The 26370-nt window shown below is 67.8% G+C and carries 20 protein-coding genes; 7 read left to right on the top strand and 13 right to left on the bottom strand.

The features are described from left to right. Positions 1–11: 11 nt before the first annotated feature. Positions 12–623 (top strand): TetR/AcrR family transcriptional regulator C-terminal domain-containing protein, encoded by a 612-nt coding sequence (locus tag ED92_RS35475; protein ID WP_235213453.1) that lies wholly within the window; start codon positions 12–14, stop codon positions 621–623. On the opposite strand, the gene ED92_RS35470 is transcribed toward ED92_RS35475, so the two are convergent. Next, positions 574–1236, bottom strand: a complete 663-nt coding sequence (locus ED92_RS35470) for a response regulator (protein ID WP_037346196.1) — start codon at positions 1234–1236, stop codon at positions 574–576. The genes ED92_RS35475 and ED92_RS35470 overlap by 50 nt on opposite strands. Continuing rightward, positions 1233–2765 (bottom strand): sensor histidine kinase, encoded by a 1533-nt coding sequence (locus tag ED92_RS35465; RefSeq protein ID WP_037346194.1) that lies wholly within the window; start codon positions 2763–2765, stop codon positions 1233–1235. The genes ED92_RS35470 and ED92_RS35465 overlap by 4 nt, the downstream gene beginning before the upstream one ends. Positions 2766–2897: 132 nt before the next feature. Here ED92_RS35465 and ED92_RS35460 point away from each other — a divergent pair, with 132 nt between their 5' ends. The 4 genes from ED92_RS35460 to ED92_RS35445 all read left to right on the top strand — a co-directional run bounded on the left by ED92_RS35460 (position 2898) and on the right by ED92_RS35445 (position 7552). After that, on the top strand, positions 2898–3866 hold the full coding sequence (locus ED92_RS35460; RefSeq protein ID WP_081976006.1) for a tripartite tricarboxylate transporter substrate binding protein: 969 nt from the start codon (positions 2898–2900) through the stop codon (positions 3864–3866). Beyond that, a complete protein-coding gene (locus tag ED92_RS35455) occupies positions 3863–4357 on the top strand; it encodes a tripartite tricarboxylate transporter TctB family protein (protein ID WP_037346191.1) in 495 nt (164 codons plus the stop codon). Before ED92_RS35460 ends, ED92_RS35455 begins: the two co-directional genes overlap by 4 nt. Then, positions 4357–5874, top strand: coding sequence for a tripartite tricarboxylate transporter permease (locus ED92_RS35450; protein WP_037346190.1), 1518 nt, complete (start codon positions 4357–4359; stop codon positions 5872–5874). Before ED92_RS35455 ends, ED92_RS35450 begins: the two co-directional genes overlap by 1 nt. A gap of 241 nt (positions 5875–6115) precedes the next feature. Further along, positions 6116–7552, top strand: coding sequence for a DUF1996 domain-containing protein (locus tag ED92_RS35445; RefSeq protein ID WP_152611108.1), 1437 nt, complete (start codon positions 6116–6118; stop codon positions 7550–7552). Positions 7553–7700: 148 nt separating this feature from the next. Here ED92_RS35445 and ED92_RS35440 read toward each other — a convergent pair whose 3' ends face one another. From ED92_RS35440 to ED92_RS35415, 6 genes are all read right to left on the bottom strand, one after another. Continuing rightward, positions 7701–8390, bottom strand: a complete 690-nt coding sequence (locus ED92_RS35440; RefSeq protein WP_037346187.1) for a hypothetical protein — start codon at positions 8388–8390, stop codon at positions 7701–7703. Between the two features lie 121 nt (positions 8391–8511). Beyond that, on the bottom strand, positions 8512–9213 hold the full coding sequence (locus ED92_RS35435) for a Crp/Fnr family transcriptional regulator (RefSeq protein ID WP_037346186.1): 702 nt from the start codon (positions 9211–9213) through the stop codon (positions 8512–8514). Positions 9214–9242: 29 nt separating this feature from the next. Then, positions 9243–9608 (bottom strand): hypothetical protein, encoded by a 366-nt coding sequence (locus ED92_RS35430; RefSeq protein ID WP_016331763.1) that lies wholly within the window; start codon positions 9606–9608, stop codon positions 9243–9245. Between the two features lie 50 nt (positions 9609–9658). Beyond that, positions 9659–10171, bottom strand: coding sequence for a hypothetical protein (locus ED92_RS35425; protein WP_037346184.1), 513 nt, complete (start codon positions 10169–10171; stop codon positions 9659–9661). Between the two features lies 1 nt (position 10172). Then, complete coding sequence (locus tag ED92_RS35420; RefSeq protein WP_037346180.1) at positions 10173–11927, bottom strand: substrate-binding and VWA domain-containing protein; 1755 nt, start codon at positions 11925–11927, stop codon at positions 10173–10175. Between the two features lie 36 nt (positions 11928–11963). Further along, on the bottom strand, positions 11964–14585 hold the full coding sequence (locus ED92_RS35415) for a P-loop NTPase fold protein (protein ID WP_037346177.1): 2622 nt from the start codon (positions 14583–14585) through the stop codon (positions 11964–11966). A gap of 138 nt (positions 14586–14723) precedes the next feature. Here ED92_RS35415 and ED92_RS35410 point away from each other — a divergent pair, with 138 nt between their 5' ends. After that, positions 14724–15275, top strand: a complete 552-nt coding sequence (locus ED92_RS35410) for a snapalysin family zinc-dependent metalloprotease (RefSeq protein WP_037346175.1) — start codon at positions 14724–14726, stop codon at positions 15273–15275. A 49-nt stretch (positions 15276–15324) separates the two neighbouring features. On the opposite strand, the gene ED92_RS35405 is transcribed toward ED92_RS35410, so the two are convergent. After that, on the bottom strand, positions 15325–15504 hold the full coding sequence (locus ED92_RS35405) for a ferredoxin (RefSeq protein ID WP_037346172.1): 180 nt from the start codon (positions 15502–15504) through the stop codon (positions 15325–15327). A gap of 5 nt (positions 15505–15509) precedes the next feature. Then, positions 15510–16712, bottom strand: a complete 1203-nt coding sequence (locus ED92_RS35400) for a cytochrome P450 (protein WP_037346169.1) — start codon at positions 16710–16712, stop codon at positions 15510–15512. A gap of 162 nt (positions 16713–16874) precedes the next feature. On the opposite strand from ED92_RS35400, the gene ED92_RS35395 reads away from it, so the two are divergent. Further along, positions 16875–17816 (top strand): helix-turn-helix domain-containing protein, encoded by a 942-nt coding sequence (locus ED92_RS35395; RefSeq protein WP_235213452.1) that lies wholly within the window; start codon positions 16875–16877, stop codon positions 17814–17816. A gap of 153 nt (positions 17817–17969) precedes the next feature. Here the strand turns inward: ED92_RS35395 and ED92_RS35390 are convergent, their stop codons facing one another. The 3 genes from ED92_RS35390 to ED92_RS35380 all read right to left on the bottom strand — a co-directional run bounded on the left by ED92_RS35390 (position 17970) and on the right by ED92_RS35380 (position 26307). Beyond that, positions 17970–19193 carry an HNH endonuclease signature motif containing protein gene (locus ED92_RS35390; protein ID WP_037346164.1) on the bottom strand — a complete coding sequence of 408 codons (1224 nt, stop codon included), beginning with the start codon at positions 19191–19193 and terminating at the stop codon, positions 17970–17972. Between the two features lie 287 nt (positions 19194–19480). Next, the gene (locus tag ED92_RS35385) at positions 19481–24364 is read right to left on the bottom strand and encodes a DNA repair ATPase (protein ID WP_037346162.1); all 4884 of its coding nucleotides are present in this window, start codon (positions 24362–24364) and stop codon (positions 19481–19483) included. After that, positions 24361–26307 (bottom strand): flotillin family protein, encoded by a 1947-nt coding sequence (locus ED92_RS35380; RefSeq protein ID WP_235213451.1) that lies wholly within the window; start codon positions 26305–26307, stop codon positions 24361–24363. Before ED92_RS35380 ends, ED92_RS35385 begins: the two co-directional genes overlap by 4 nt. Between the last annotated feature and the right edge of the window lie 63 nt (positions 26308–26370).

Below are 26370 nucleotides of genomic sequence, written 5' to 3'. Positions count from 1 at the left end.
AAGGTGTGCGCATGGTCGTGAGACGGGATGGCTACGTTCGAGCCGCGCTGGAGCTCCTCGACGAGGTCGGGCTGGACGGGTTGAGCCTGCGCAAGCTCGGGGAGAAGCTCGGCGTGCGCGGTCCCGCGCTCTACACGCATTTCAAGAGCAAGCAGGCGTTGCTCGACCAGATGGCCGAAACGATGCTGGACGACCGGCTCGCCCCGCTCGACGATCCCGCGGCGATGGACGACTGGGCCGAGTGGCTGGCCCGGCGCGCCCGCACCATCCGCGCCACGCTGCTGTCCTACCGGGACGGCGCCCGCCTGCACGCCGGCTCCCGTCCGACCGGCCGGTCGGCGATGACACCGCTGATCAAACCGTTGCTGCGGGCCGGTTTCGCCGAGGAGGACGCGACGCACGCGATCCTCGCGATCAGCCGGTACACCCTCGGCTGCGCGATCGACGAACAGCAGCACGCCGAGGGCGGCCACGACGAGGATCCGGCCGCCTCGTTCGAGTACGGCCTCGCCCGCCTGATCGCCGGGCTCCGCGCCGACGTCGCGCATTCAGAGGACGAAATGCGGGGAGGGGTCACGACCAGAGATAACGGCGTTCGGGCCGTCCCGTCCCACCGTACTTGAGCGTCACCTCGGCCTTCCCCGTCGCCACGAAATGCTCCAGGTACCGGCGCGCGCTCACTCGCGCGACACCGGTCGCCTCCGCGCATTGGCTCGCCGACATCCCGCCGTCCGCGCCCCGCAAGGCGTTCTCCACCAGTCGCGCGGTCTCGGCGGTGAGTCCCTTGGGTAGCACGGGTTTCGCGCTCGGCCGCGCGCCGAAGACCTGGTCGACGTCGGCCTGCCCGGCCTCGGCGAGGCGGTCCAGCCGCCGGTGCAACGACGCGAAATGGGTCAGCTGATCGCGCAGCGACGCGTACTCGAACGGTTTGATCAGATAGTGCAGGACCCCGCCCCGCATCGCCTGCCGCACGGTTTCCACGTCGGTCGCGGCGGTGATCAGGATGACGTCGACGTCCTCGGTCGCGCGCAGTTCCCGCAGCACCGAAAGCCCGTCGACATCGGGAAGATAGACGTCCAGCAGCACCAGATCCGGTTTCAGTTCCCGCGCCAGGCGGATCGCGTCGGCGCCGGTGTGCGCGACCCCGACCACGGCGAACCCCTCCGTACGCGTGACGTATCCACTGTGGACCTTCGCGACCATGAAATCGTCGTCGACGACGAGCACCTTGATCATCGCGGCAACCTCGCCGTGAACACCGCGCCGCCGGAGTTGTGCACCTCGACCGAACCGCCTCGCCGCACGCACGCCTGCCGGATCAGCGCGAGCCCGAGACCGCGCTGGCCGTGCGCGGCGGCCTTCGTCGTGAACCCGTGCTCGAACACTTCCTCCGCGATCTCCGGGGCGACTCCCGGCCCGGAATCACGGACCTCCACCCGCACTTCGTCCTCCTCCTGCCACACGCCGACCTCGATCCAGCCCTGTTCACCACCCAGCGCGTCCAGGGCGTTGTCGACGAGATTTCCCAGCACTGTCACCAAATCCGTGGAAAGGGCGTCATCGACGCGGTCCAGTTCGCTGTCCGGGGCCATCCGCAGCCCGACCCCGCGTTCCGCCGCGAGCGACGCCTTCGCGATCAGCAACGCCGCCACCGCCGGGTCGCCGACGCGCGAGCCGACCTCCGCGCGCCACTCCCCTTGCGCCGAGCTGATCCGGCTGACATAGCCGCGAACCTCTTCGTATTCCCCGAGTTCCAGCAGCCCGGAGATGGTGTGCAGCCGGTTGCTGAACTCGTGCGCCTGCGCCCGCAACGTGTCGGTGGCGTGCCTGCTGGCGTCGAGTTCGTCCCGCAGGGTCATCAGATCGGTGCGGTCCCGCAGGGTGACCACGGCTCCCCGCACGTCGATCGGCATCCGGTTCAGCGTGAGCACCTTCCCCTCCCGCAGCACGATCTGGTCGGCGCCGGTCGCGCGGCCGGTGAGCAGGTCGCGGATGCGTTCGTTGAGGTCGAGGTCCTCGACCGACCGGCCGACCGCGTCGTCCGGCAGCGCCAGCAGTGCGCGCGCCTGATCGTTCACCAGGGTGATCCGGTGCTGCGGATCCAGGCCGACGACGCCCTCCTTGATGCCGTGCAGGAGCGCCTCCCGGTTCTCGACCAGCGCGGTGATCTCGTGCGGTTCCAGGCCGAGCGTCTGGTTCTTCACCCGCCGTGCCAGCAGCAGCGAACCGCTCACCCCGATCACCAGCGCGACTCCCAGCACGCGCAGGGCGTTGTCCGGCGACTCGAGCACTCCGGCGAAGAACCCTGGCGACTTCGAGCCCGCCGCGACCATGCGGACCACCTTGCCGCCCTTCTCGTCGAGCACCGGGACGTGCGCCACGATCGAGCCGTCGAGTTCGCCGACCCACGACCGTCCAGAGAGGACGGTGCTGTCGCCGAGGTCGAGCAGCGTGCGCACCTGCCCCGGATCAGGGGACGCGAGCACATAACGGTCCGCTCCCGCGATCACGACGAAATCGACCCCGGAGAGGCTTCGCGCGGTTTCCGCGGGCGCGTTCAGCTCCCACGGGCCGTTGTCGAGGTCACCCACGATGCCCTGCGCGGCGACACTCTCCGCGACCGAAAGCGCCCGGCGTCCCTCGGTCGTGCGGAAGTTGTTCCCCGCCTGGACGACGGCCAGCACGCCGACCGCGCACAGTAGGCAGCTGACGACTACCAGTTGCCACACGAGGAGCTGGCGGGCCAAGGAACCCCGGGCACCCATCGCCACCTCCTCGTGACCACAAAGAACAAAAGAACCCTTAGGCGTCTAAGCGAGACATCTCTGTTTACACGAGTGCAACATGTCCAACCACGCGGCAGAGAGGCGGGGATCACAGTGAAGCCCAGTAGCTGGTTGGCCATCGCGGCGGCGCTCGTCGCCGTTTTGCTGGTGCCACCGTTGCTCACCCCGGGCAGCGAGGCCGACGAGGGCTCGCAGATCCGGTCGTTGCGGGTACTCGTGCCCAACGCGCCCGGCGGCGGTTACGACATCACGGCGCGGACCGCGACCAAGGCCATGGAGGACGCCGACCTGCTCGGCAACGCGGAGGTGTTCAACCTCCCCGGCGCCGGCGGCACGGTCGGTCTCGGCCGCACGGTGGCCGAACGCGGCAACGGCAAACTCGTCATGTCGATGGGGCTCGGTGTCGTCGGCAGCGTGTTCACGAACAAGTCGCCGTCTTCGCTGCTCGACACCACACCGGTGGCGAAGCTGATCGAAGAGTCGGACATCGTCGTGGTCGGCAAGGATTCGCCGTACCAGAACATCGGCCAGCTGCTCGACGCCTGGAAGCGGGACCCGGGCGCGGTCCAGGTCGGCGGCGGCTCGTCCCCCGGCGGGCCGGACCACCTGGCGCCGATGCTGATGGCGAAGGCGATCGGGCTCGCGCCGAAGACGGTCAACTACGTCCAGTACGACGGCGGCGGCGAACTGCTCGCCTCGGTACTCGGCGGCAAGGTCGCGTTCGGCGTCTCCGGTGTCGGCGAGTACCGCGACCAGATCGCGGCGGGCACGCTCCGGGTCCTGGCGGTGACGAGCGAGAAGCGGCTCCCCGGCATCGACGCGCCGACGCTGACGGAGTCCGGGGTGGACGTGAAGTTCACGAACTGGCGCGGCATCGTCGCGCCGCCGGGTATCACCGAGTCGGACCGGGCGAAGCTGGTGAGCCTGTTCGAGCGGTTGCAGAAGACGCCGCAGTGGCAGGAAGCATTGCAGCGCAACGGATGGACCGGCGCGTTCGCGCCAGGTGAGCAGTTCGGTTCGTTTCTCAAAGAGGAGAACACTCGAGTGGCAACGGTGCTGAAAGAGCTGGGTCTGGCATGACCACGTGGCTGAAAGGGCGCTCCGAACTCGGCGTGAGCGTGGTGCTCGTGGTGCTCGGCGTGCTGGTGCTGACCGACGCGCTGAGCATTCCCACCGACTTCGCCCAGCGCGGTCCCGTCGGGCCGAAGGCGGTCCCGGTCCTGGTCGGCTCGCTGCTGCTGATCGTCGCGGTACTGCTGGCGCGCGACGTCCTGCGCGGTGGCAAGGGCGAGGCCGAGGGCGGCGAGGACATCGACCTCACCGCGCCCGCCGACATGCGCACGGTTCTGTTGCTGTGCGGTGCCTTCCTCGCCAACGCGGCGCTGATCGGCCTCGTCGGGTTCCCGATCTCGGGCGCGATCCTGTTCTGGGGCGCGGCGTTCGCCCTCGGCAGCCGCAACCTGGTGCGTGATCCGCTGATCGCGGCGGGTATGTCGGTCGTGACCTTCCTGATCTTCAACAACCTGCTCGGTGTCCCGCTGCCCGGTGGCCCGTTGATGGAGGTGTTCTGATGCTGCAGCAACTCATCGACGGGTTCGGCACCGCGCTGACCCCGACGCACCTCGCGCTCGCCGCGCTCGGTGTGCTGCTGGGCACCGCGATCGGCGTGCTGCCGGGGATCGGCCCCGCGATGGCGGTGGCCCTGTTGCTGCCGGTGACCTACGGCATGGAGCCGACGGCGGCGTTCATCATGTTCGCCGGCATCTACTACGGCGGCATGTTCGGCGGCTCGACGACGTCGATCCTGCTGAACACCCCGGGTGAGAGCTTCTCCGTGGTCGCCGCGATCGACGGAAACCCCATGGCACGCAAGGGCCGCGGCGCCCAGGCGCTGGCGGCGGCCGCGATCGGGCATTTCGTCGGCGGCATCCTCGGCACGATGGCACTGGTGCTGCTGGCGCCGATCATCGCGAAGTACGCGGTCGACATCGGCGCGCCCGACCTGTTCGCGATCATGGTGCTGGCGTTCATCGGGGTCACCTCGGTGCTCGGCAACTCGCGGATCCGCGGTGTCGCGTCGCTGCTGATCGGCCTCACCATCGGGCTCGTCGGCCTGGACGAGATGACCGGCCAGTCGCGCCTGACCTTCGGTTCGCTGCATCTGGCGGACGGGATCGACGTGGTGATCGTGGCGGTCGCGCTGTTCGCCGTCGGCGAGTCGCTGTGGGTGGCCGCGCATCTGCGGCGCAACACCTTCAAGCCGATCCCGGTCGGCAGGCCGTGGCTCTCGCGCGCCGATCTGAAGCGGACCTGGAAGCCGTGGCTGCGCGGTCCGGTCATCGGGTTCCCGTTCGGTGCCATCCCGGCCGGTGGCGCGGAGATCCCGACGTTCCTCTCGTACCTGACCGAAAAGCGGCTGTCGAAGCACAAGGACGAATTCGGCAAGGGCGCCATCGAAGGGGTCGCGGGCCCGGAAGCGGCCGCGTCGTCCTCGGCGGCGGGCACGCTGGTCTCGATGCTGACGCTGGGCCTGCCGACCACCGCGGTCGCGGCCGTGATGCTGGCGGCGTTCCAGCAGTACGGCATCCAGCCGGGGCCGCTGCTGTTCGAACGCGAGTCGAAGCTGGTGTGGGGCCTGATCGCCTCGCTGTTCGTCGGCCTGACGCTGCTGCTGGTGCTGAACCTGCCGCTGGCGCCGCTGTGGGCGAAGCTGCTGCGCATCCCGCGGCCGTACCTCTACGCGGGCATCCTGTTCTTCGCCAGTGTCGGCGCGTACGCGGTCAACGCGGACATCTTCGACCTGCTGGTGATGTTCGTGATCGGCCTGATCGGGTTCGCGATGCGTCGCTACGGATTGCCGGTGCTGCCGGCGATCATCGGCGTGATCCTCGGCCCGGCCGCCGAACAGCAGATGCGGCGCGCGCTGCAGCTCAGTGACGGCTCGCTGACCGGGCTGGTCAACACGCCGTTCGCGATCGTGGTCTACGTGATCATCCTGGTGATCCTGTTCTTCCCGTTGATCAAGCGTTTCCTTCCGGCTCGTCCCACCGCTCCCGAGGCGGAGCCCAAGGACAAGGTCGACGCCTGAGAAGCGGGAACCGGCCCGGCCTCGACTGCCCCGAGGCCGGGCCTTTTCCTTCTCTGAAGGTAACGAAAAGATAACGGCGAGATCGCTTTTTGAACCGCCTCTCGTTCAGAGCCGTTTCAGCCAACACGGAGTCAGTGACGCCGGCACTCCCGGCGACGCATCCCCCGGGCTCCGGGCAACGACACCGAACGAGGTGAACAAGTTCATGCCCCGTAACCAAAGATCCGCCGGCCGCCATCGCATGGCGCGCCGCACCAAGGTCGCCACGGGCGCCATCGCCCTCGCCCTCGCCGTCGGCGGGATCGTCGTGGTCAACACGACCGGAACCCCAGACGCCGCCAGGGCCGACGGAGCGGACAAGTCGTTCTTCATCGACATCACGAAGGTCCCCCGCGGCAACAACGTCAACCTCGACCTCGCGAAACGAGGCGCACGAGGGACGTTCACCGTGGACTGCGGCCGCAACGAGAACGGCCACTTCAACGGCGACAACTTCATCGCGCAGCCCGGCGTCCGCAATGGAGCCGAGCATCTGCACGACTACGTCGGGAATCTTTCGACCAACGCGGATTCGAACAACAAGAGCCTGCTGCGCGCGGGCACCACCTGCAAGAACGGGGACAAGTCGGCCTACTTCTGGCCGGTCGTCCGGATCAACACCGAGGAAGAGGAAGAAAACGAGGCCGCGAACGAGGAGAAACTCGCCGCCGACCGCGTCGATGCCGCGAAGGACGAGGCGGCCGCCCAGGTCGACTGCCCCGACGTCGCCAGCGAGCTCGAAGAGGTTCCCGACCAGGCCATGCCCGCGATCGACGAGAACCTCGACAAACTCGACCGGGAGTCCGAGAACGCGAACAACCAGCTGGCACAAGGAAAACAAGCCGGCCAGGTGCTCGACGAGCTGAAGAACAAACGGAAGCCGTCGATCAAGCAGATCGGCGACACCATGCGGCAGGCGGGCAAGCCGGTCGCCAAGAACGAGGACCAGCTCGCCGGCTGCGCCGTGAAGCAGAACGGCAAGGGCGGTCTCGACAACGGCGGCGACAACAGCAACGTCAACGCCGCCGGTGATGCCGAGAAGAAGAAGTCCGACGGCAAGGCGGCCGACCTGCCCGGCGTCAATGACAACAACGAGATCGGCAACAACGAAGGCGAGATCCAGCGCGCGGAGAAGGTCGACCTGACCTTCACCAGCGGCGGCGCCCGCCGTGTCGTCGCGATGCCGAAGTTCCTGCGCGTGCTTTACGGCGACGCCAAGCAGAGCACCAACGGCCCGGCCAACGCTCGGCCCAGCTGGACCTGCACCGGCTTCGAGGACCGGCTCACCGAGCTGTACCCGATCTGCCCGCGGGGCAGCAAGGTCACCCGCGTCCACTCGTTCCCGAACTGCTGGGACGGGAAGAACACCGACAGCGCGAACCACCGCACGCATATCGTGTTCTCCGACCGCAACGGGAAATGCCCGCGTGGCTTCAAGAACGTGCCGCAGCTGCGGATCACGCTGGTGTACAACATCCCGTCGAACATCCAGGCCGCCGGGCAATACGCGGTCGACGCCTTCGCCCAGGAGAAGCACAACCCGCGCTCCGACCACGACGACTTCGCGAACGTCATGTCGCAGCGGCTGATGAACCAGCTGGTGAAGTGCATCAACAGCGGCAAGAGGTGCCGCCAGTAGCGGAGCAAGTGGGGGCGCGGCGGGGATGACCCGCGCCCCCACCCCCCGCGCCCGGGGTCCGGTTCCCGGCCCGGCGTAGGGGTACCGGGCCGGGAACCGGCGAGCGATACGGTTTTCCCTCCCTGGAAACCGGACCGCCCGGTCTGGGTCAGGCCGTCGTGGACAACCGGCTCACCCGGTCGAACACGAGCGGCACCGCGACGGCGGGGTTCAGTTCGGCGAGGACCGCTTCCGCGTCCAAACCGGGCAAGTGGATCCACGCGCTGTCGGCGAAGTCCGGGGTCGTGACGCTGATCCGGGCGCAGCGGGCCGGCGGGACCAGCGCGACTCCGAACGGCTCGACCACGTTGCGCCACACGGATTGCGAGACGATCATCCCGGCGCCGAACTTGTCGCCCGTCGGATCCGAACGGCACCAGTAGCCCACGGCGTCGTTGAAGGTCGAGGCGCACAGCAGCCGGGTCAGCGTGATGTACGTGCGGTGGTAGCGGTGGTTGTCCGCCATCGGTCCCATGTGGACCGCCACCCGTGCCCGCATCGGGACCCTGGCGTAGCGGTTGCGTGTCCGGAGCAGATGGTCCAGGTGGAACGCGACCTCGCAGAGCTGCCCGACGGCGTGGTCCGGATACGCGACCATCAGCCCGTCCCCGGTCTCCCGGAAGTGACGCGCTTCCCCCGGGGCGAGCCCCACCGCGTTGAACGAGCGGGAAACCAGCGTTTCCATCTCGGTCTTCATCGGGTCCAGCAGGTCGTCACTGGCCTTGGACGAACCGACGATGTCGACGGAAAGCACGGCGTGGGTGTGCGCGTTGTATCGGCCTGAGGTCAGCACCTGCATCTCTGCGACCCCTCCCCTGATCGGTGAAAACTGGCGGCAGGAAGCAGTGTTCCCACTCCTCACCGGAAGTTCTGTTCGGAACCGAACAAAACGTGACCTCGCGATGGTCAACGCCAGTGAGCTAAGTCACACCTTTTTCCGTGATCACCCGCAATGCCTCGCGGTCGATGACGGTGATCGCACGGCGCGAACTGGCCACAACTCCCGCCTTCCGGAGTTTGTCCAGCGCCTGCGCGACCATGGTCCGGCCCATCGGGATGAACTGCGCGAGTTCGTCCTGGCTCAACGGGATCCCGATCCGCCAGCCGGCGGGTGTCCGGATGCCACAGACGTCGACCAGGTAGTCGAGCCGGGTCGCGACCCGCGCCACCGCCTGCGGTTTCCACGACTGGGTCCGCTGACGCTGGGCGAGCACGAACCGGCGGGCGACACTGACGAGCACTTCGCGCATCGCCGCCGGATGATCCAGCAGGAACCGGTTGAACTCGCTCGCCGCGATGCGCCGGACGTGCACCTCTTCGATGGCGACCACGTCGGCCATCCGGATACCGCCCGCGATCACCGCGATCTCGCCGTGCAGATCGCCGGGTACGCCGACGTCGAGGATGACCGTCGCACCCATCCGGTCGGCGCTGGTCACCTTCACGTAGCCGTACCGCAGCAACATGACGAAGTCGCCGGGTTCGCCCGCCCGCATCAGCGCCTGTCTGGCCTCGTAGGTCTGCGGGGTCCCCATCTCCAGCAACCGGGCGCGGACGGGTTCGTCCAGTCGCTCCAGGAACGGACGTTCTCTTTCTTCGGCGGCCTCTTGGCCCAAACCCACGAAACACCCTCCCAGGCAGTCGTGAACACCTATCGCGGAGAGTAACCGAGTCGGCCACCCGATCCGGCGGCGGAACCGTCGTGGGTGGTGAAGATGCCCAGCCGGACCAGTTCCGATCTGATCCACTCGGCCAGCCGGTGCAACGGTCCGTCTTCGGCCTCGACGAAATAGCTGTCCACGATCTGGTGTCGCCTATCGGCGTGCTTCGCCGCGTAAAGCAGCGCTGACCGTACCTCCGACACCTTCAGCGGAGCGACCTTGATCCCCGGAGCGGGCCGCACGGTGCTTTTGGCGGCCATCACCGCCAGCACGGCCTCCTCCAGGCTGAACCGGTGCTCCACCGGCACGACCACATGTTCCACGCCCTCGACAACCCGGCGCCCGATCAACGGCATGCTGTCAGATCAGCATGACGCACGGCCGTAGTCTGTTCGGCACCGAACACTCAACGCGGTTCGACCGCCCGGAGAGCCTCTTCGAGCGTTTCCCGGTACAGCCCCATCCGTTCGACGAGCATCACCGGATCAGGGTTCTCGTCCCCCGCGTGTCGTTCCAGCCGGTCGGTGGTCTGCTTCACCGTCACCCGCAGTTCGACGACTTCGGGGGTGTCCCGGTTCTTGTGTTCTTCGAGCCGGGCCACCGCCCGGCGGAAGGCTCCGGAAAGCTCGGTCTCGCCAGGCCGCACCGTTTCGATGGCCGTCAGCGCCCGGCCGAGCAGGCTGAAGTGGTCGTAGGGCGGGGGTTGCGGCGCCCGCTTCGTCTCCCGCGCCGGCCTCCGCCGCCTGCCGTTCAGCACGAAGAACGCGGTCTCGGCCGGGACCAGCACGGCCAGCGCGGCGACCGCGCCGAAAAGCCAGGCCTGCGGATGCGGATAGGTCACCGCGCGGCCGATCATCCCGGCGATCAGGCCGAGCACCACCGCGACGACGTGGAACGGCCGGTTGTCGTACTCGGCCATGTCAGAAGTTGCTGAAGACGTTGACGAACATCTTGTCGATGCCGTGCGGGTCGACGGCCTGATAGCTGCGGGCCTTGGACTTCTGCGCGATCTCGTCGAGGACGCGGCTGTCGGCCTGCGCGCCGTAGGCCATGGTGAAGATCCGGACGGAGTTGTCCAGCCGGTCGGCGTCGACGTTCTGCAGCACCTGCTCCTTCGTCCCGGCTTCGGTGTTCTCGCCGTCGGTCAGGAAGACGACGGCGTTGATCAGGTTCGGATCGAACTCCCGCCGCATCTTGTCGTTGGCCGCCATCACCGTCTGGTACAGCGCCGTATCCCCTCGCGGGGTCAGGTTCTCGACCAGCCGGAGCATCGGGTCGCGGACGTTCTTGACCTTGCCGATCGGCATCTTTTCCTCGTACCCGTCCGAAAACGTCCACAGCCCGACCTCGTCCTCGGGATGCAGGTACTCGAGTTGTTTCCGGATCGCGGGTTTCAGCAGGGCGATGCGGCTCTCGGAATACGGTTTGTCCTTGCGGTTCTTGTCGAACGGCTCGTTCATCGAACCGGACAGGTCCAGCACCAGCAGGATCCGGCCGCGCCGCTGCGTGTACTCCCAGCCGTCCAGCATCTTCTGGATCTGCTCGCCGGTGGGGACGCCGATCTTCGGGGGTTCCTGGGTCCCCTGGGTGCCCACGACCCCGGCCAGATCCGGCCCCGGCTTGCCATCGGGGTCGCGGAACCCGAGATCGCGGAACCGCTTCTGCTGCCCCTCTTCCCGCAGGAAGGCGTAGAAGTCCTCGGCCGCGGCCTGCTGGTCCGGCGACGCGTTCGCGGTGGTCAGGAAGGGGTGGTCGATCAGCATCGTCCCCTCCTTGGGGTGCACGGCGACCAGCGGGCGCAGCGGGGCGATGGGGTTCGCGTTCAGCTGCGCCGGATCCCCGGTCGGCACGCCGCGGTTGTAGAGGTAGACCATCTGCTCTTGCATCGCCATCGCGCTGATGTAGGGCGTGGGCTTCTTGCGGTCCTCGTCGTACAGCGTTTTGAGGAAGGCCACCGAATCGTCGCTGTAGTAGGCGACCGACGCCTCGATCCCGCGGACGAACTGCACGGTCTCCGCGGTCCCGATCTTGCCGTAGTCGCCGCCGGTCGCGGCGAAGTAGGTCGCGATGGTCGCCGCGAGCCCGGACGTCGACCGCCGCGGATTGTCCTTGCCGAGCGTGAAGTTGCCCCACTTCGCGTACTCCGCGCCCTTCGAGGCCCAACCACCGTCCCGGTTCACCTGCAGGACGTCACCCCAGCCGAGGGTCTTTTCCGGCCAGCCCATCGCCTTGGCCATCGGTTCCGGCATCGCGATCACCATCGGACTGGTCGCGAGCGACGTCTTCGGCCCGGCCTTGATCCGCTCGCCCTTCCCCCGCTGCCGCAGCAGATCGAGCCAGAGCGAGGAACTCGGCATCCAGACTTGGGGCTCGGGCTGGTGATCGTCGACGTCGTTCCAGCCGTCGGCAATGAGGTCGAGTGTGGCGCCCGAGGTCTTCTTGTGCGCCTCGACCTTCGCGCATTTGCCGCCGTCGAACGTCCGGCCGGTCTCGTTGTACCGTCCGGCCAGTTCGGCGATCAGATCGCCCTTCTCCGTCGAGGAACTGGTGACCAGCCGGACACAGTCTGCCCTGGACGCGTTCGACGGTGCGGTGACCGTGGTCGCGAGCAGGACGATCACGAGCGTCCCGACGAGCGCGCCGAAGACGAGCGAAAGCCAGCCTGATCTCCGCATGCGCCGCCCCCTAGCCGTCGTAGCGGGCAAGTGTAGCTACAACGTGGTTTCCGGTTCCGTCTCCTCGGTCACCAGATCGTAGGTTTCGAAACTGAAGCGCGCGAGAGTGCCCACCCAATTCCGGTAAACCTGTAGATCATCGAAGGATTCGACGTCTAGCCGCCATTCAGGTGGAAAGGCGTCGCGTGACGATTCCCCGGCGGAAAGCGCGATGAACGTCGCACGCGCGGCGGCCGGATCGGCGACCAGCAGGGCGAGCAGGACGAGCACCGCGCGATAGGGGCCGGCGACGAACGCCTCCAGCTCCGCGTCGGGGATTCCGATGCGGACGAGCCGGTAGAGATTGACCAGTTTCCGGATCTCGCGCGGGGTGTTCAGCCTTTTCCGCAGCACGTGGACGAAATCGCGTTCGACCTCGGTGAGCCGCAACCGATCCGGCCGCATGTTGTAGAACGTCGGCGGGGCCGTGTCCTGGACCACGACCTCCGCCTGTTCGCCGCGTTCGGGGGAGCTCTCGTCCTCCGGCCATTCTTCGTGCGCGGACGTCCGCGGTTCCCGTCGCTCGATGGGCATCAGAGCGTCGATGAGCTCGTCCGCCGCGCTTCCCATGGGGCGCAGGGCGAACACGATCTGGAAGATCTTGTCGAGGTACTCCGTCCGGCTCGTCTCCCCCGTGCCGAACAGTTCTTCGTGGTGCTGGTCGAGGCATCGCCGCAACCACCGCGGGTCGACGGCCACCACCACGACGAACGCGGGCAGCGCCAGCAGCAGATGGACCGCGGCCAGCACCTCGATGACCTTCGACGGCGGGCAGCGATCGAGGTCGTCGATGTAGAGGACGATCCGTTCCAGCGGCGGTTTGCCCTTCCCGCCAGCCAGCAGCCATTGCTCCCGCGCGTCGGCCAGATCGGCGCTCAGATCCGCGAGATCCTCCCGGACCCGGGCGAAAACCCCTTGGTAGTCCCCGTATCTCCCGGATTTCGCCTCCTCGATCAGATCGCCGAGCCTGCTTGCCGCGTCCAACCGCCGGAGCCGTTCCTCGGTCTCCCGCACCTCGGTCTCGAAGCGTTCCTCGCGTTTGTCGACGTCGTTCCGCAGTTTGTCCAATGTGGACTTGACCGGCGCGAGGGCGGCCCTGGCGGTGGTGAGTGCCGGGGTCAGCACGGCGCCGAGCGCGACGACGGCACCCGCCGCGGCGAGAATCGCGTTGTGCCACAAGGCCCAGCCGGTGATCGCCGCGGCGATGCCGAGCACACCGGCCACGGCGTAACCCGCCACCGCGAGCCGTCGCCGCCGTCGTTCGGCGCGGTCCACCCCGGAAACCAAGAGCCGCCAACGCCAAGTGAGCGGAGAGTCCGCCTTCACGGCCTTCAGCCCCGCGAGCCGGGTCCGCAATGCTTCGCGTTCGGCGTGGACCTCGCCGGCGTCCGCATGCGCCTCGGGCGCGCCGAGGTTGCGGAACAGATGGTCCACCAGCCCGACCCACAGATGGTCGTCGTGATACTGCCAGGCGTTGAACCGGATCTGCCGGATCTCACCGGCGAACACGCTGGTGGCGGCGTCGCCGCGGGACCGGCTGGCCAGTTCGGCCACCCGGTCCGTCACCTGCCGGACGAAACTCGACTTGCCGGACCCCCAAGGGCCCAGCAGCGCGACGCACAGCGGTGGGCTGGTCTCGCGGTCGGCGATGACCGCGGCGAGCGTGCGCACGTCGTCGTGGAAACCGATCAGATCGACCGGGCTTTCGACGTCGGGCGTGATCCGCGGCCGCGCCCGGCCCGGTTTGGGCTCGACGAACCCGGTGCCGTCGATCTGGTTGCCGAACCGGTCCCACACCCGGATCGTGCGGTCGTCCCCGACCGTGACGATCTTCTCGTTGCCCGCGGTGCAGGCGATCGCCCGGACGTTCCCCTGATGCCCCTTGAGGAGGGTGTAGTCCCGTGGATCGTCGACCTCGCGGACGCGGACCTCGCCGTCGGAACCGCCGGAGAGCACCAGTTTCCCGTCCGCGCCGAAGGCCAGCGCCCGCACCACCCCGGTGTGCGCGGGGAAGACGAGGGCGGGATCGCCGTTGCGGCCCCACAACCGGACCGTCTCGCCGTCGGCGGACAGCACCTGCTCGCCGTCGGGCGAGATCGCGATCACATGGATCGTGCCCGCCCCGCCGAACCGGTAGTGGGAAACGACTTCCCGGTTCCACAGCCGCACGCCCCCGGCGTCGTCCCCGGCGACGACGAACCGGCCGTCCGGGGTCACCGCGACCGACTCGATCTCCGGGCCGCCGGTGCGCAGGCCGCGTACCGTCACGCCGTCCAGCCGCCGGACCTCGACGGTGCTCCCCGCGCCGGACACGACGAACTCCTTCGCCACCGCGACCGCCACGGTCCGCTTGGTGGTCTGGACCTCCGGAGGATGCGCCTCGGTGCCGGAGATCCGCCAGCTCCGCACCGTCGCCCCATCGCAACCGACCACGTGCCGACCCGAGATACCCACCGCCAGCACCGGCCGATCATGGCCGCTCAGCGCGAATCGCTGCGCGCCGGTCTCCAGGTCCCAGACCCGGACCGTCCGGTCCGCACCCCCGGTGACCAGCAGGTTCCCCTTCACCGCGACCGCGAGGATCGGTGCTTCGTGTCCGGTGAAACGTGCCGTCGTCATAACGGCACAGTCTTCCGGTCGCGTCAAGATCATGGTTAACGACAGACGACTATCGGCGGGTACCCCGAGCGCTTCGACAGGTTCAGTGTCGACACTGCTCCGAAATTCCAGCACGCCTTCGACGCGAGGAGTTCAAACGTGCTTCGACGTACCTTCGCCGCGGTGCTCACCGGCGCCGCGCTCTCCATCTCGGCGCTCACGGCACCCTCCGCGGGTGCCGCCGAGATCATGGCGACCACTCTGACCTACGACGACAGCCAGGCCGCGGAGTTCAAGGACGCGGTGGCCGCGGGCGTCAACGTCTGGAACACCAACGTCACCAACGTCCGTCTCGTGAAGGCGACGCCGGGCCAGCGGGTCAACATCCGGATCATCGCCGACAACGGCTGGCCGCGCGCCACCCTCGGTCCCGTTCGCCCGAGCGGCACGGTCACCGTGTGGTACGGCAGGCAGGCCGTCCAGCAGGGTTACAACAAGACCCGCATCGCGTCGCACGAACTGGGCCACAGCCTCGGCCTGCCCGACGTGAAGCCCGGGCCGTGCTCGTCGCTGATGTCCGGCTCGACCGGTGGCGTCAGCTGCGCCAACGTGAACCCCAACGCCCAGGAGAAGGCCAGGGTCCAGCAGCTCTACGCCGGCACCGCCGTGCAGAGCGCCGACGCGGGCAAGGTCCTCGCGGAAATCGGCTGATCCCCGCGCCAGGGGGTGCCCGCCCGGCACCCCCTGGCTTGGGTGTTCTTCAGGCGTTCGCCGTGATCGCCGCCGCCGGGCACAACTGCACGGCGTCGCCGATCTCCGCCGGATCGCGGTCCAGCAACCGGACCCGGCCGTCTTCCTCGTCCTGCGCGAACACCTCCGGCGCGGTCAGCACGCACATTCCGGCGCCCACACAGCGTTCCCGGTCCACTTCGAGCCTCATCGCGATCAGCTCCAGGCCACCGGGAGCGCGTACACCCCGTAGATGTCGGAGTCCGTCCGCATCGGGATCTCGTTCGCCGGAACGGCCAGGCGCAGCTTCGGGAACCGCGCGAGCAGCCCGGTGAAAGCGACCTTCATCTGCACCCGCGCGAGCTGCTGACCGAGGCACTGGTGCACCCCGTGCCCGAAAGTGGCGTGCCCGGCGGCGTTCCGCCGGACGTCGAGCCGGTCGGGTTCCGGGAACTTCAGCGGGTCTCGGTTGGCCGCCTGGGCCGAAAGCGCGACCACTTCGCCGGCTTTGACGAGCTGTCCGCCGATCTCGACGTCTTCGAGCGCGGTGCGCGCCCCGGTGTGCGTGATGGTCAGGTAACGCAGCAGTTCCTCGATCGCGCCGTCGATGAGCTCCGGATCCTCGCGCAGGGCGGCGAGCTGCTCCGGGTGCTGCAGAAGGGCGAAAGTGCCCAGCGCGAGCATGTTGGCCGTGGTGTCGAGACCGGCTCCCAGCAAGAGGAACGCGATGCTGGTCAGCTCCTCGTCGGTGAGCTCCGTGGTCGTCAGCTCGCCGAGGATGTCATCGGTCGGCTCTGCCCGCTTCGCCACGATGAGCTTGTAGAGGTACTCCCCCAACGCGTTGATGGCGGCTTCCTGCTCCTCGGCCGAAGCGTCCGGCAGGTTCAGCGGCATGACGTTGCGGCGGAAGAACTCGTGGTCCTCGTAGGGGACGCCGAGCAGCTCGCAGATCATCAGCGCCGGAATGGGCTGCGCGAAGGCGGGTACCAGATCGGCCGTCGTTCCCTCGCGCTCCATCGCGTCGAGGTACTCGGTGGTCACCTGCTCGACCCGCTCGCCGAGCAGCCGCATCCGGCGGACGGTGAACTTGCCGGTGAGCAACTTACGGTAGCGGCCGTGTTCGGGGTCGTCCATTTTGATGAACATCCCCGGTGCCGCGGGCGGCATCTCCACCATCGCGGCCGCGCCGGGCAGCGGCGAATGCATCAGCTCCTGCCGGGCGCTGAACCGGGGATCCGCGAGGACCGCCCGGGCGATCGCGTGGCCCGTCGCGAGCCACCCTTCGTGCCCGTCGGGGAACGTCAGCCGGACCAGTGGGTGCTCGTCGCGCAGCGTGCCGAGCTCGGCGGGCGGGTCGAACGGGCAGCCCTTCGGGCGTTCGAGGGGCAGCTCGGTGAGATGTGGGACCGAGGTGGTCATTTCTGTTCCTCCCAGTTTTTACCGATGCCCAAAGGCTACGTTGCATTCAGGTTTCCTTCAAAGATAGCTGCTGGTCGTTCTGGTGTTTTTGCTGGTAGATTTCCGTAAATCGTTGCAACGATCTTGTCGGTGAATGCAACGACGTGTTGCAATGATCTGCGGGTGAACGCACAGGAGGTGCCCATGCCGGGCGGCAGACTGACCCAGGAGGACCGTCGGCTGATCGCGACCTGGCTCAAGGACGGCCTCGGTTACGCCGAGATCGGCCGTCGGCTCGGGCGTCCGACGTCGACGATCAGCCGCGAGGTCGCGCGCAACAGCGGCCGATCCGGCTACCGCGCCGAAGAAGCGACCCGGGTGACCGGAGAACGCGCGCGGCGCGGCAAACCCCGGCCGCGCGCCGTCCCCGTCGTCGAAAACGGCTACGGCCGCGACCCCGAAGCCGTCCGCGCCTTCGAAACCGAGTTCGCCGAAATGATCGTCGCGACCGGCCTCCCCCGCATGACCGCCCGGCTGCTCGCGTGTTTGTCGGTCAGCGACGACGGTGTGCTCACCGCCGCCGAACTCGCCCAGCGGCTCCAGGTCAGCCCGGCGTCGATCTCGAACGCCGTCGCCTACCTCGAAGCCCAAGCGATGCTCCGGCGGGAACGGGACGGACGGCGCGAGCGCTACGTCATCGACGAGGAAATGCCGCAACGGGTGTGGGACGAAAGCGTCCGGTCGAATCAGGAATGGGTGCGGATCGCGCGCCGGGGTGCCGAAGTCCTCGGGACCTCGACCCCCGCGGGTGCCCGCATGGACGACCTCTCCCGGTTTCACGCGCGTATCAACGAAATCATGCTCGACGACCGGGTCGCGGTTTTCGCCGGTGACGCCTTGACCGTGCTCGCCGCCCTTCTGCATGCCGACCGGGCGCTTTCCGTTTCGGCCCTCGCCGGCGCGCTGGAGTGGGCGCCTGATCGGGTGGCGGCCGCTTTGCTCGTGGTGGAGGAACATCCGCATATCGCCGGGCCGGTGCGGGTGGATTGCCGTGAGGGGTTGTATCGGGCGGTTCCTTTGGTGGAACGGCTTACGGTGGGGCAGTTGGCGGCTTTGGGGTCTTGAGGGTTGGGGTGTTGCTCTGTCGTCGCTTTTCGGCGACGGTGCTTTGTTGGCAGGCTCAGCTGTCGGCGGCTTGCGATCCTCGCTCGTCGCCGCTCTCCGGCAACTTTCAGCCGACTGCAGCCTTCCGCCCGTCGCCGCTTTTCGGCAACGGGTTCAGAACGGTGGCGGCTCGTCGGCCGCCGGGCGGGGTTCGTGCAGCGGCGGAGGAGCGCTGTCGTAGCGCTGCCCGGTGGGGGTGGTGATCATGAGGGTGCCGTCAGGGTCGAGCCGATAGGTCCAGCCGGGTTCGTCTTTCAACCGGTGGTCGCGGCGGCAGAGATCGATGAGGTCGATATCGGAGGTGTGGCCGCCGTGTTGCCACGGCACCGAATGGTCGATGTCGCAGGCTTGGGCGGGTCGGTGACAGCCGGGTCTTCGGCATTCACGGTCCCGCACTCGCACGAACTCGGCCAGACCAGCTGTCGGCCGGTAGCGGTCGCGGCCGAGGTCAAGCACCTGCCCGGAGAGCGGGTCGGTGATGATCCGCCGTAACACAGTGTTCTGACCGGCGGCGATATGCCTGGCCAGTGCGGCGGGGATCGTGCCATGCCCCGCCAGTTCCGCCGGATCGTCGTTCAGGCCGAGATAGGTGAACAAATCCATGTACAGGAACACTTCGCTGCGTTCGCTCGTGCCGCCCTGGCCGCCGAGCAGCAGATCGAGGGCGACATCGGCCCGTAACTGGTCGAGAGTACGGGTTTCACCACCGGTTCTGAGAGCCCGCGCTTCACGATCGATCCGCTGATACGCGGCAGCGACCTTCTCCACCGGCCCATCCTCGACCTCGATCGACGCCACCCCGGTCTCACCATGCCGCAACGTCAGACGCCGCCCCTCACGATGCCGCTCAGCCCGCTTACCGGCGCCCTCGGGATCGATCGTGTTCGCCGCATGGTTGGCCGCCTTCCGGACCTGATCCGGGTTCTTGCCACCAATCCGATCCTCCAACACGGCGTCGACCGCTTGAGCGTCCTCATCGGACAGCCAGGCAGTGGCCGTCGCGACCTTCATCGCGCTGAACCCACCAAGTTTCCCCTCGTCCATCAGATTCAACGTGCGAGGCAGCCGGGTGGTCAGCGCGTCCGCCGCGGCGACCATGGCGCCCGCATGATTGTCCGTGACAGACAATGCGAACGCGACCTCCTGCGCCACACTCCGCGAACCCTCACGATGACGATTCAACTGCGCCAACGCCCGAAACCGCACCGCCTCCAACCGCGCGATCCCCGCCGACGCCGCCTGCGCCAACGCCACGGAATCCTTGTCATCCAACATATTCGCGGCATCGTTCACCGCGGCCAGCACCTCGGGATCGGTGAGGCCTTCCACAAGCGCCACAGGCGCGGAATGAGTATCCACCCCACGAACATACGACCCACCACCGACAATTCCCGACCCCACGAGCGGCAGACGCATTGCCGATTTTCGGCAACGCACACGACATCAGTAATCACCAGCAAATAACGTGAAACCAATTCCAGCAATGGAGAAAAACGCGTAGACGCCGTCGCCGTTTTTCGGCAACGAGCCTCCTCAGCGCGAGGACTGTCCACCATGGCAACAAAACCGGCGGCCCATCACCGTCTCCCGGTAATGGGCCGCCGCAGTCAAAACCCAAGAAAGCCCTACATCACATCCCGCACAACCATCCGCTCCGAAGCCCGCTCGATAGCCGCCTCGACCGCACCCACCCGATCAGCCAGCAGACCCACAGCGCCGACAGCGCGGCTCATCGGGTCCTCATCGTCCCCGCCCAGCGCTTGCGCACGCAGATAAGCAGCCTTCACGTCCGCCCATCGTTGCGCCTGAGGGGCGGTCAGCCGTCCACGTAGCTCGGCCAGCTTCAACAGGTTGGCTTCGGCGCCCGAAGTGAGCGTCTGCGCTTCGCCGGCGTAGTGGTCGTCGATCAGCGCTTCCAGTTCGGCGTCGTTCATCGCGGGCACGATCCGGCCGGCGAGTTTGTTCATGTTGCGGTATGAGCCTTGGAGCTGGAACGGCGGTTCGACCCGGGACGCGTCCGCTTGCGCGGCGGAGGCGATGTACGCCTGGTTGTTCGTCAGGACGATCTGTTGCACCTTGATCAGCTTTCGCAGCACGGCGAGGATCTGCTCCAACTCAGTCGCCGAGTACGCGTGTTTCAGCTGATCCGCCCGCACCGAGCCGTCGCCGCGGGCCAGCCGGACCAGAACGTCCACATCGGACCGTTCCCGCGAAACCAGCGGGGCCAGCACGGTGTTGGCGGTGAGCGAGTTTTCGATGTAGCTCAGTGCGAACAGGTCTTCCTTGCCCGAGAGCACATCGCCGAGGTTCCACACGTCCGCGCGGTTGGCGAGCATGTCCGGGATCCGGAACCGCTTGCCCTGCTCGGTGTACGGGTTACCGGCCATGCAGACGGCGAACCGCTTGCCGCGCAGGTCATACGTCCGCGTCCGGCCCTCCCAGACGCCTTCCATCCGCCGCTGCGCGTCGCACAGCGAGATGAACTTCTGCAGTAGCTCCGGCGACGTGTGCTGGATATCGTCCAGATACAACAACACGTTGTTGCCCTGCTCCAGCGCGAAAGAGATCTTTTCGACCTCTTGCCGCGCCGTCGCGTTGGGCGCGTCCGCCGGATCCACCGACGTGACCTCGTGCCCGAGCGCCGGTCCGTTCACCTTCACGAAAACCAGCCCGAGACGGCTCGCGACGTACTCCATGAGTGTCGTCTTGCCGTAGCCGGGCGGCGAGATGAGCAGCAGCAGACCGGACTGGTCGGTACGCCGCGCGTCGCCTGTCGCGCCGAGCTGTTTCGCGAGGTTGTCGCCGATCAGCGGCAAGTAGACCTCGTCGAGGAGCCTGTTGCGCACGAAGGCGCTCATCACCTTCGGCTTGTACTCGGCCAGCCGCAGCCTGTCGCGCTCGGCCGCCACCAGGTCGTTGCGCAACCGTTGGTACGCCCGGAAACCGGGGACTCGGTCGCGCCGGAATCGCCGGGTCCTGGCGAGCGTCTCGTCGAGCCGCAGGGTCAGTGACCGGTTGACGATCCGCGGATGCGAGCCGAGCAGACCGTCCACAGTGGCCGAAAGTTCAGCCGAAGAGTCGTACCGCGGCAGGTCGGCCAGTTCGATCGCGACGGCCTCCGCGAGTTCGTCACGAGAAAGACCAGCAGAGTCCACAAAGGACGAAAGCCAGGCCTCGGCGAGCTGATGACGATCCACCAGATCTTCGAGCGCACGCAGGTCTTCGGCGAAGCTCCGGCGGTCCAGCCGGAACTTGTCGAGCAGCGTCCGCGCGCCACCACTGGTGACGAACCCGGGCGACGCGTCGGCCAGTTCCTCGAACAGGTACTCGCCGGCGAGTTCGAGATCCAGCGTCAGCCCCGAGGACGTCGCGAACGCGGCCATCGCGTCGGCGAGTTCCCTTGCCAGCGCGTCGATCGCCGTGGTGTGCCCGAACGCTTCCCGCACCCGCGAGAGCGACGCGGCACGCGTGGTCCAGGCGGACTTCGCCGCCTCTTCGGCGCCGAAAGCCCAGAACAGCTGGGCGGCGGCCCGGGCAGCGGGCGGATACCGCAGCAACCCGGCAGCGGACCGCAGGCGCACCAGCACCGCCAGGATGGCGGCGGCGTCGTGGTCGTGCACGCCACGCGCGTAACCCTCGTCGTAACGATCCCCTGCCGCACGCCGGACGACATCCAGCAGATCGCCGTCCTGCAAGTCCGGCTGTTCGGCCAGGATCGACGTCGCCAGGTACTCGGCGCGGTAGACCTCGGCCGACTCCGAGACCAGCAACTGGTCCCAGTACGACCGCGTCTCCTCGAACGCGGGATCCCGCACCGGCGAACGGTAATCGGTGCCGGTGATCGCGAACTTCATCCCGCCGTCGTGCGGCACCAGGGTGAGGTCGATGTCCTGCGTGTTGACCGCGAACGTGTTGCGGCCCAGGCGGATCGTCTCGCCGCCCTCGCCGTAGAGGTCCAGCCTGTCGCGCAGTGCGCGCCCGGCTTCCTGGCGTGCGGCCTTGACCCGGCCTTCGAGCTCCTCGGCGCGCACCTGATCACCTAGGTCACGCAATTCGGTGACGACACTGCGCAGCTTCGCGACCATCGGATCGGAGGCGAAGTAGGTGTTGATCTCGTCGACCGAGCCGAGCGTGCCGACCCGCCGGGTCACGCTCGTGAGGATCCGCTCGGCCGAATCGACCAGCCGGTCCGCCCTGCGCGCCCGCTCGTCGAGCAGTGCCTGCTTGCGCGAGGAGAACGCCTCGTAGACGTCGGTGCGCTTCTCGCCGAGCGACGCCAGGAAGTCGTCGAACTCCCCGAACCGCGACTCGAGGTTTTCCAGCTGCAGCAGCAACCTGCCGAGCTGTTCGTCGCAGCGGTCGGGCGTGTCCGCGACCGCGAGCCCGCCGGTGATGGCCTGCGCGAGCAGCGCGAACTCGGCGGCGAACTCGGCCCGGCCCTCGGTCTCCAGCAGCTCCTTGCGCCGCGCGTCGAGGGTCGCGCGAGCCCGGTTGACCGCGCCGATGACCTCGCCGACGCGTTCGAGGATCTTCGTGCGCACCACGGCGTCCGCGATCTCCAGCCCGCCGACCACGTCGGTGAGGACTTCGAGCCCGCCGGACTGCTCGTCCAGCCGTTCGGCGACCGGGACCGCTTCGGCGACCGTGGAGATCGCGCCCGCCGCCTCGATGAGGCCGTCGACCTCGGCGTGATAGCTCGTGAACGCGTCCTCGCCCTGCAGGAACCGGACGGCGCGCTGCGCCGCTTCGCTGAAATTCCCGTCGAGATCGGCAATCAGCTTGTCGACGCCGTCGGTGTCGACGTACCGCAGCTCCCGCACGGTGACGAGATGCCCGCGCGCACGGTGCATTTCCGCGAGCCTGCGCACCCACGCGTCGGCCGCGTTCAGCGCCTCGCCGCGGACCTTGCGCACCAGCGACGCGGTCTCGGCTGCCGCTTCTTCGACGGCTTCGGCCGCCTGCGCGGTGAGCGAAGTGACCGTCTCGAACTCGTCGAGCACCTGCTCGGCGGTGACCCGGACGTCGGACAGCGGCGACCGCAGATCGCCGAGTTCGGCCTCGCCGAGCCAGTGGTAGTGGTCGAAGACCCGCGAGCACGCGGCGATCAGCGCCTCGAACACCGCCGCCGACGGCGCCATCTCTTCGACCATCCGGCCGATCGAGAGACAGTCGGAGATGCCGCGGACCAGATCGGCGTTGCCGACCCGCTCCAGCGGCCCCGTCCCGGCCGGCTGCGACGCGGCGTACGTGTCCGACTGGAACGGCGTCCGCCACACCTGCATCGGGTGCACGCGGCTCGGCTCGTCGGACAGCGCGCGGAACAGCACCATCGTGCCGTCGTCGAACAGCGAATACCCGTGGCACGGGATCGGGTTCGAGACCTCTTTGCGGATCACGTTGTACGGCAGGAGCAGTGAGCGTCCGTCGGCCCGCGCGTGGAAGACGTAGAGCACGTCCTCCCCGTTGGGCGAACGGATCACGCGCTCGAATTCGAGACCGTCCACTGTGGTGTCGAACGTCTTGCTGACACCCGTGTCGAGATAGTAGCCGCCGGGGAAGATGATCCCGTGGTCCTCGGGCAGCCGCTGGCACGCCTGCCCGATGCCGTCGAGGCGCACCACGTTCCGGGTGCGGGTGTTGAACACCAGGTACCGGTACTCGGTCTCCTTGTACGGCAGCATCCGCAGCAGGATCAGCGGGCCGATCCTGGCGTAGGAGACCTCGGCGTCGGCCAGGCTCTGCAGTGGCTCGTCGACCGGTTCGGAGTAGACGCCTTCACCGGTCTCGGTGTTGTTCTCGACCTTGATCGTCAGGTTGCCGCCGACGGTCTCGACGAACACCTCGTCCTCGATCGAGATATGCGGATGCCGCCCGAGGACGTGCTGCTCGCGGCCGGTCTCGACCCATTCGAAGTCGTGCGACGGCGGGAACACGTGGTCGCGTTCGCCCCGGCTGTCCACATAGGACACCTTGCCGTCGGCGGCCACGCCCCAGCGCAGCACGCGGATGTCCTCGGTCCGCGGGCCGATCTGGAACACCGCGAGCAGTTTGCCCTCGACCCGCCGCAGCTGCAGCAGTTTCGCCTGCCGGTAGTACCGGTACAGCTCGGCGAAATCGCGGACGAACTGCTCGTCGCGCAACAGCTCCGGCAGCTCCTCGGCCGGCACGTCGTCGAAGCGGAACGCCTCGTCGTCATGGCTGAAACCGTGCAGCGAGAAGACGTCGTCGACCGTCGTCTCCGGTTTGAGGCCGATGAAGACGTTGTAGCCGAACAACATCCGGCCGCCGACCGACACGACGTCGCGCGGTACGCAGTTGTTCGCGGTGCGGATCCGCTCCGTGCCGATCAGCGCGAGCTGCGCGCTGCCGAAGACACCGAGCCGCGCGGTGTTGAGCTCGTCCGCGCGTTTCGCCAGTTCGGCGGCCTGTGCGGCGAGCCGGGCGCGGAGCACCTCGTAGGTGCCCGCGTCCAGCTGCTCCGTTCCTGCCGCCGGCTCGGTCGTCGTCACTGCTTCGCGGGGGCGAGAGCGGCGACGGACGTGTCAGCGAGGCCGAGCCGCTGCGCCATGGCCAGCAGCTCCTGCACCTTGCCGCTGTCCGGGCCGCCCGCCTGCAGCTGCTTGGCCAGGAAGGCCGACAGCGTCAGGTTCTTCACGTCCTCCGTGCTCACCGAGCCGACCAGTTTGGTCAGGTCGTCGGTGAAGCTGCCCGTCCCGTCGAGCCACGATTTCCCGAGCGTCTGGACGACGTCCGAGTGCTCGACGAAACCGTCCACGCTCTTGCCGAGGCCGATCGAGCCGATGACCTTCTCGAAGAACATGGTCTCGCCGCCGACGATGTCGATGTCGGCCTTCTCCAGCCCGATGCCCAGCACCGTGGCCTGTGCCTCGGCGACCTCGCGCTGCACGTTGAGCGCGGCGAGCCGGATCTCCTTCTCGGCCTCCAGGCGCAGGCGGTACTCCTCGTGCTGGCGGCTGGCGGAGTCGAGCGCGGCCATCGCGGCGGCCTTCTCGGTGAGACCTTCGGCCTCGCCCTTGAGCTTGTCGCGCATCGCGTCGGCGAGCACGATCGCCTTCTCGCGTTCGACGATGGCCTCGGCGCGGCCGACCTTCTCCAGCGCGTCGGCGTCGCGTTCCTTGACCTGCGCCGCGGCCAGGCCGACCGCGGCCTCCTCGGCCTGGATGCCTTCGGCCAGGCGGATCTTCGCCCTGGTCTCCAGCTCGGCGGCCTGCTGGCGCGCCTCGGCCAGCGTCAGCTCCTCGCGGGCCTTGTGCTTCGACGCGGCCTCGGCGGCTTCCGCGGCCTTGATGTCCTTGACGAGGTTCTCCTGAGCCTCCGCCTCGGCCCGAATGATGATGGCCTCGCGCTGCCGCTGCGCCTCTTCGACGACGCGGAGCTTCTTGATGTTCTCTTCCTGCTCCGCCACGGTCTTCTCGACCGCGATCCGCTCGCGGATCACCTCGGCGATGGACCGCTTCTCGGTCTCGATCTCCTTGTCCTTGGCGATCCGGGACAGCTCGGTCTCGCGTTCGCGGCCGATGACCTCGAGCAGCCTGTCCTTCTCGATGCGCTCGCTCTCGATGGCGATCACGCGTTCGCGGTTCTTGCCCGCGACCTCGATCTCACGCTGCTGGTTCTGGTGCTGGATGCCGAGCTGCTCGTCGGTGCGCAGTCCGGCGGCCTGCGACTTGAGCCGCTCCTCCGCCTGCACCTTGGCGATCTCGGCCTCTTCGCGGGCACGCATGGTCTCGACCTCGCGGCGCTGCTTGATCTCCGCGTCGGCCTGCCGCCGCTCCAGTTCGAGGATCGCCTCCTTGGCGTCCACGTTCTGGCGGGTGATCTCCTTCTCCTCGCTGCGGCGGAACTCGTTGGTGCGCACGTGCTCGATCGCGGTCAGCTCGGTGATCTTGCGGATACCCTGCGCGTCGAGGATGTTCGCGGAGTCGAGCTGCGCCATCGGCGTCTGCTCGAGGTAGTCGATGGCCGCGTCCTCCAGGCTGTACCCGTTGAGGTCGGTGCCGATGACGCGGATGATCTGATCGCGGAATTCGTGGCGTTTGGTGTAGAGATCCACGAAGTCCAGCTGCTTGCCGACGGTTTTCAACGCCTCGGAGAACTTGGCGTTGAACAGTTCCTGCAGGGTCGCCTCGTGGCTCGCGCGTTCGGTGCCGATGGCCTGCGCGACCTTGATCACGTCCTCGACGGTCTTGTTGACCCGCACGAAGAACGAGATCCGGATGTCGGCGCGGATGTTGTCCCGGCAGATCAGGCCCTCGCGGCCAGTCCGGGTGATCTCCATGGCCTTGACCGAGGTGTCCATGATCTCGGCCTTGTGCAGCACCGGCAGGACGATCGCGCCGGTGAACGTCACGTCGACGCGGCGGACCTTCGAGATGATCAGTGCCTTACCCTGCGGCACCTTCTTGAACAACCTGGTGATCGTGAAGAGCAAGACCAGGAGGATGACAACTACCACGGCGATCAGAACGCCGGCCCCCACGCTGATGGCACCCAT

The organism is Amycolatopsis sp. MJM2582, assembly GCF_000754115.1.
Lineage (GTDB): Bacteria > Actinomycetota > Actinomycetes > Mycobacteriales > Pseudonocardiaceae > Amycolatopsis > Amycolatopsis japonica.
This window is presented reverse-complemented; position numbering and strand designations above follow the sequence as displayed.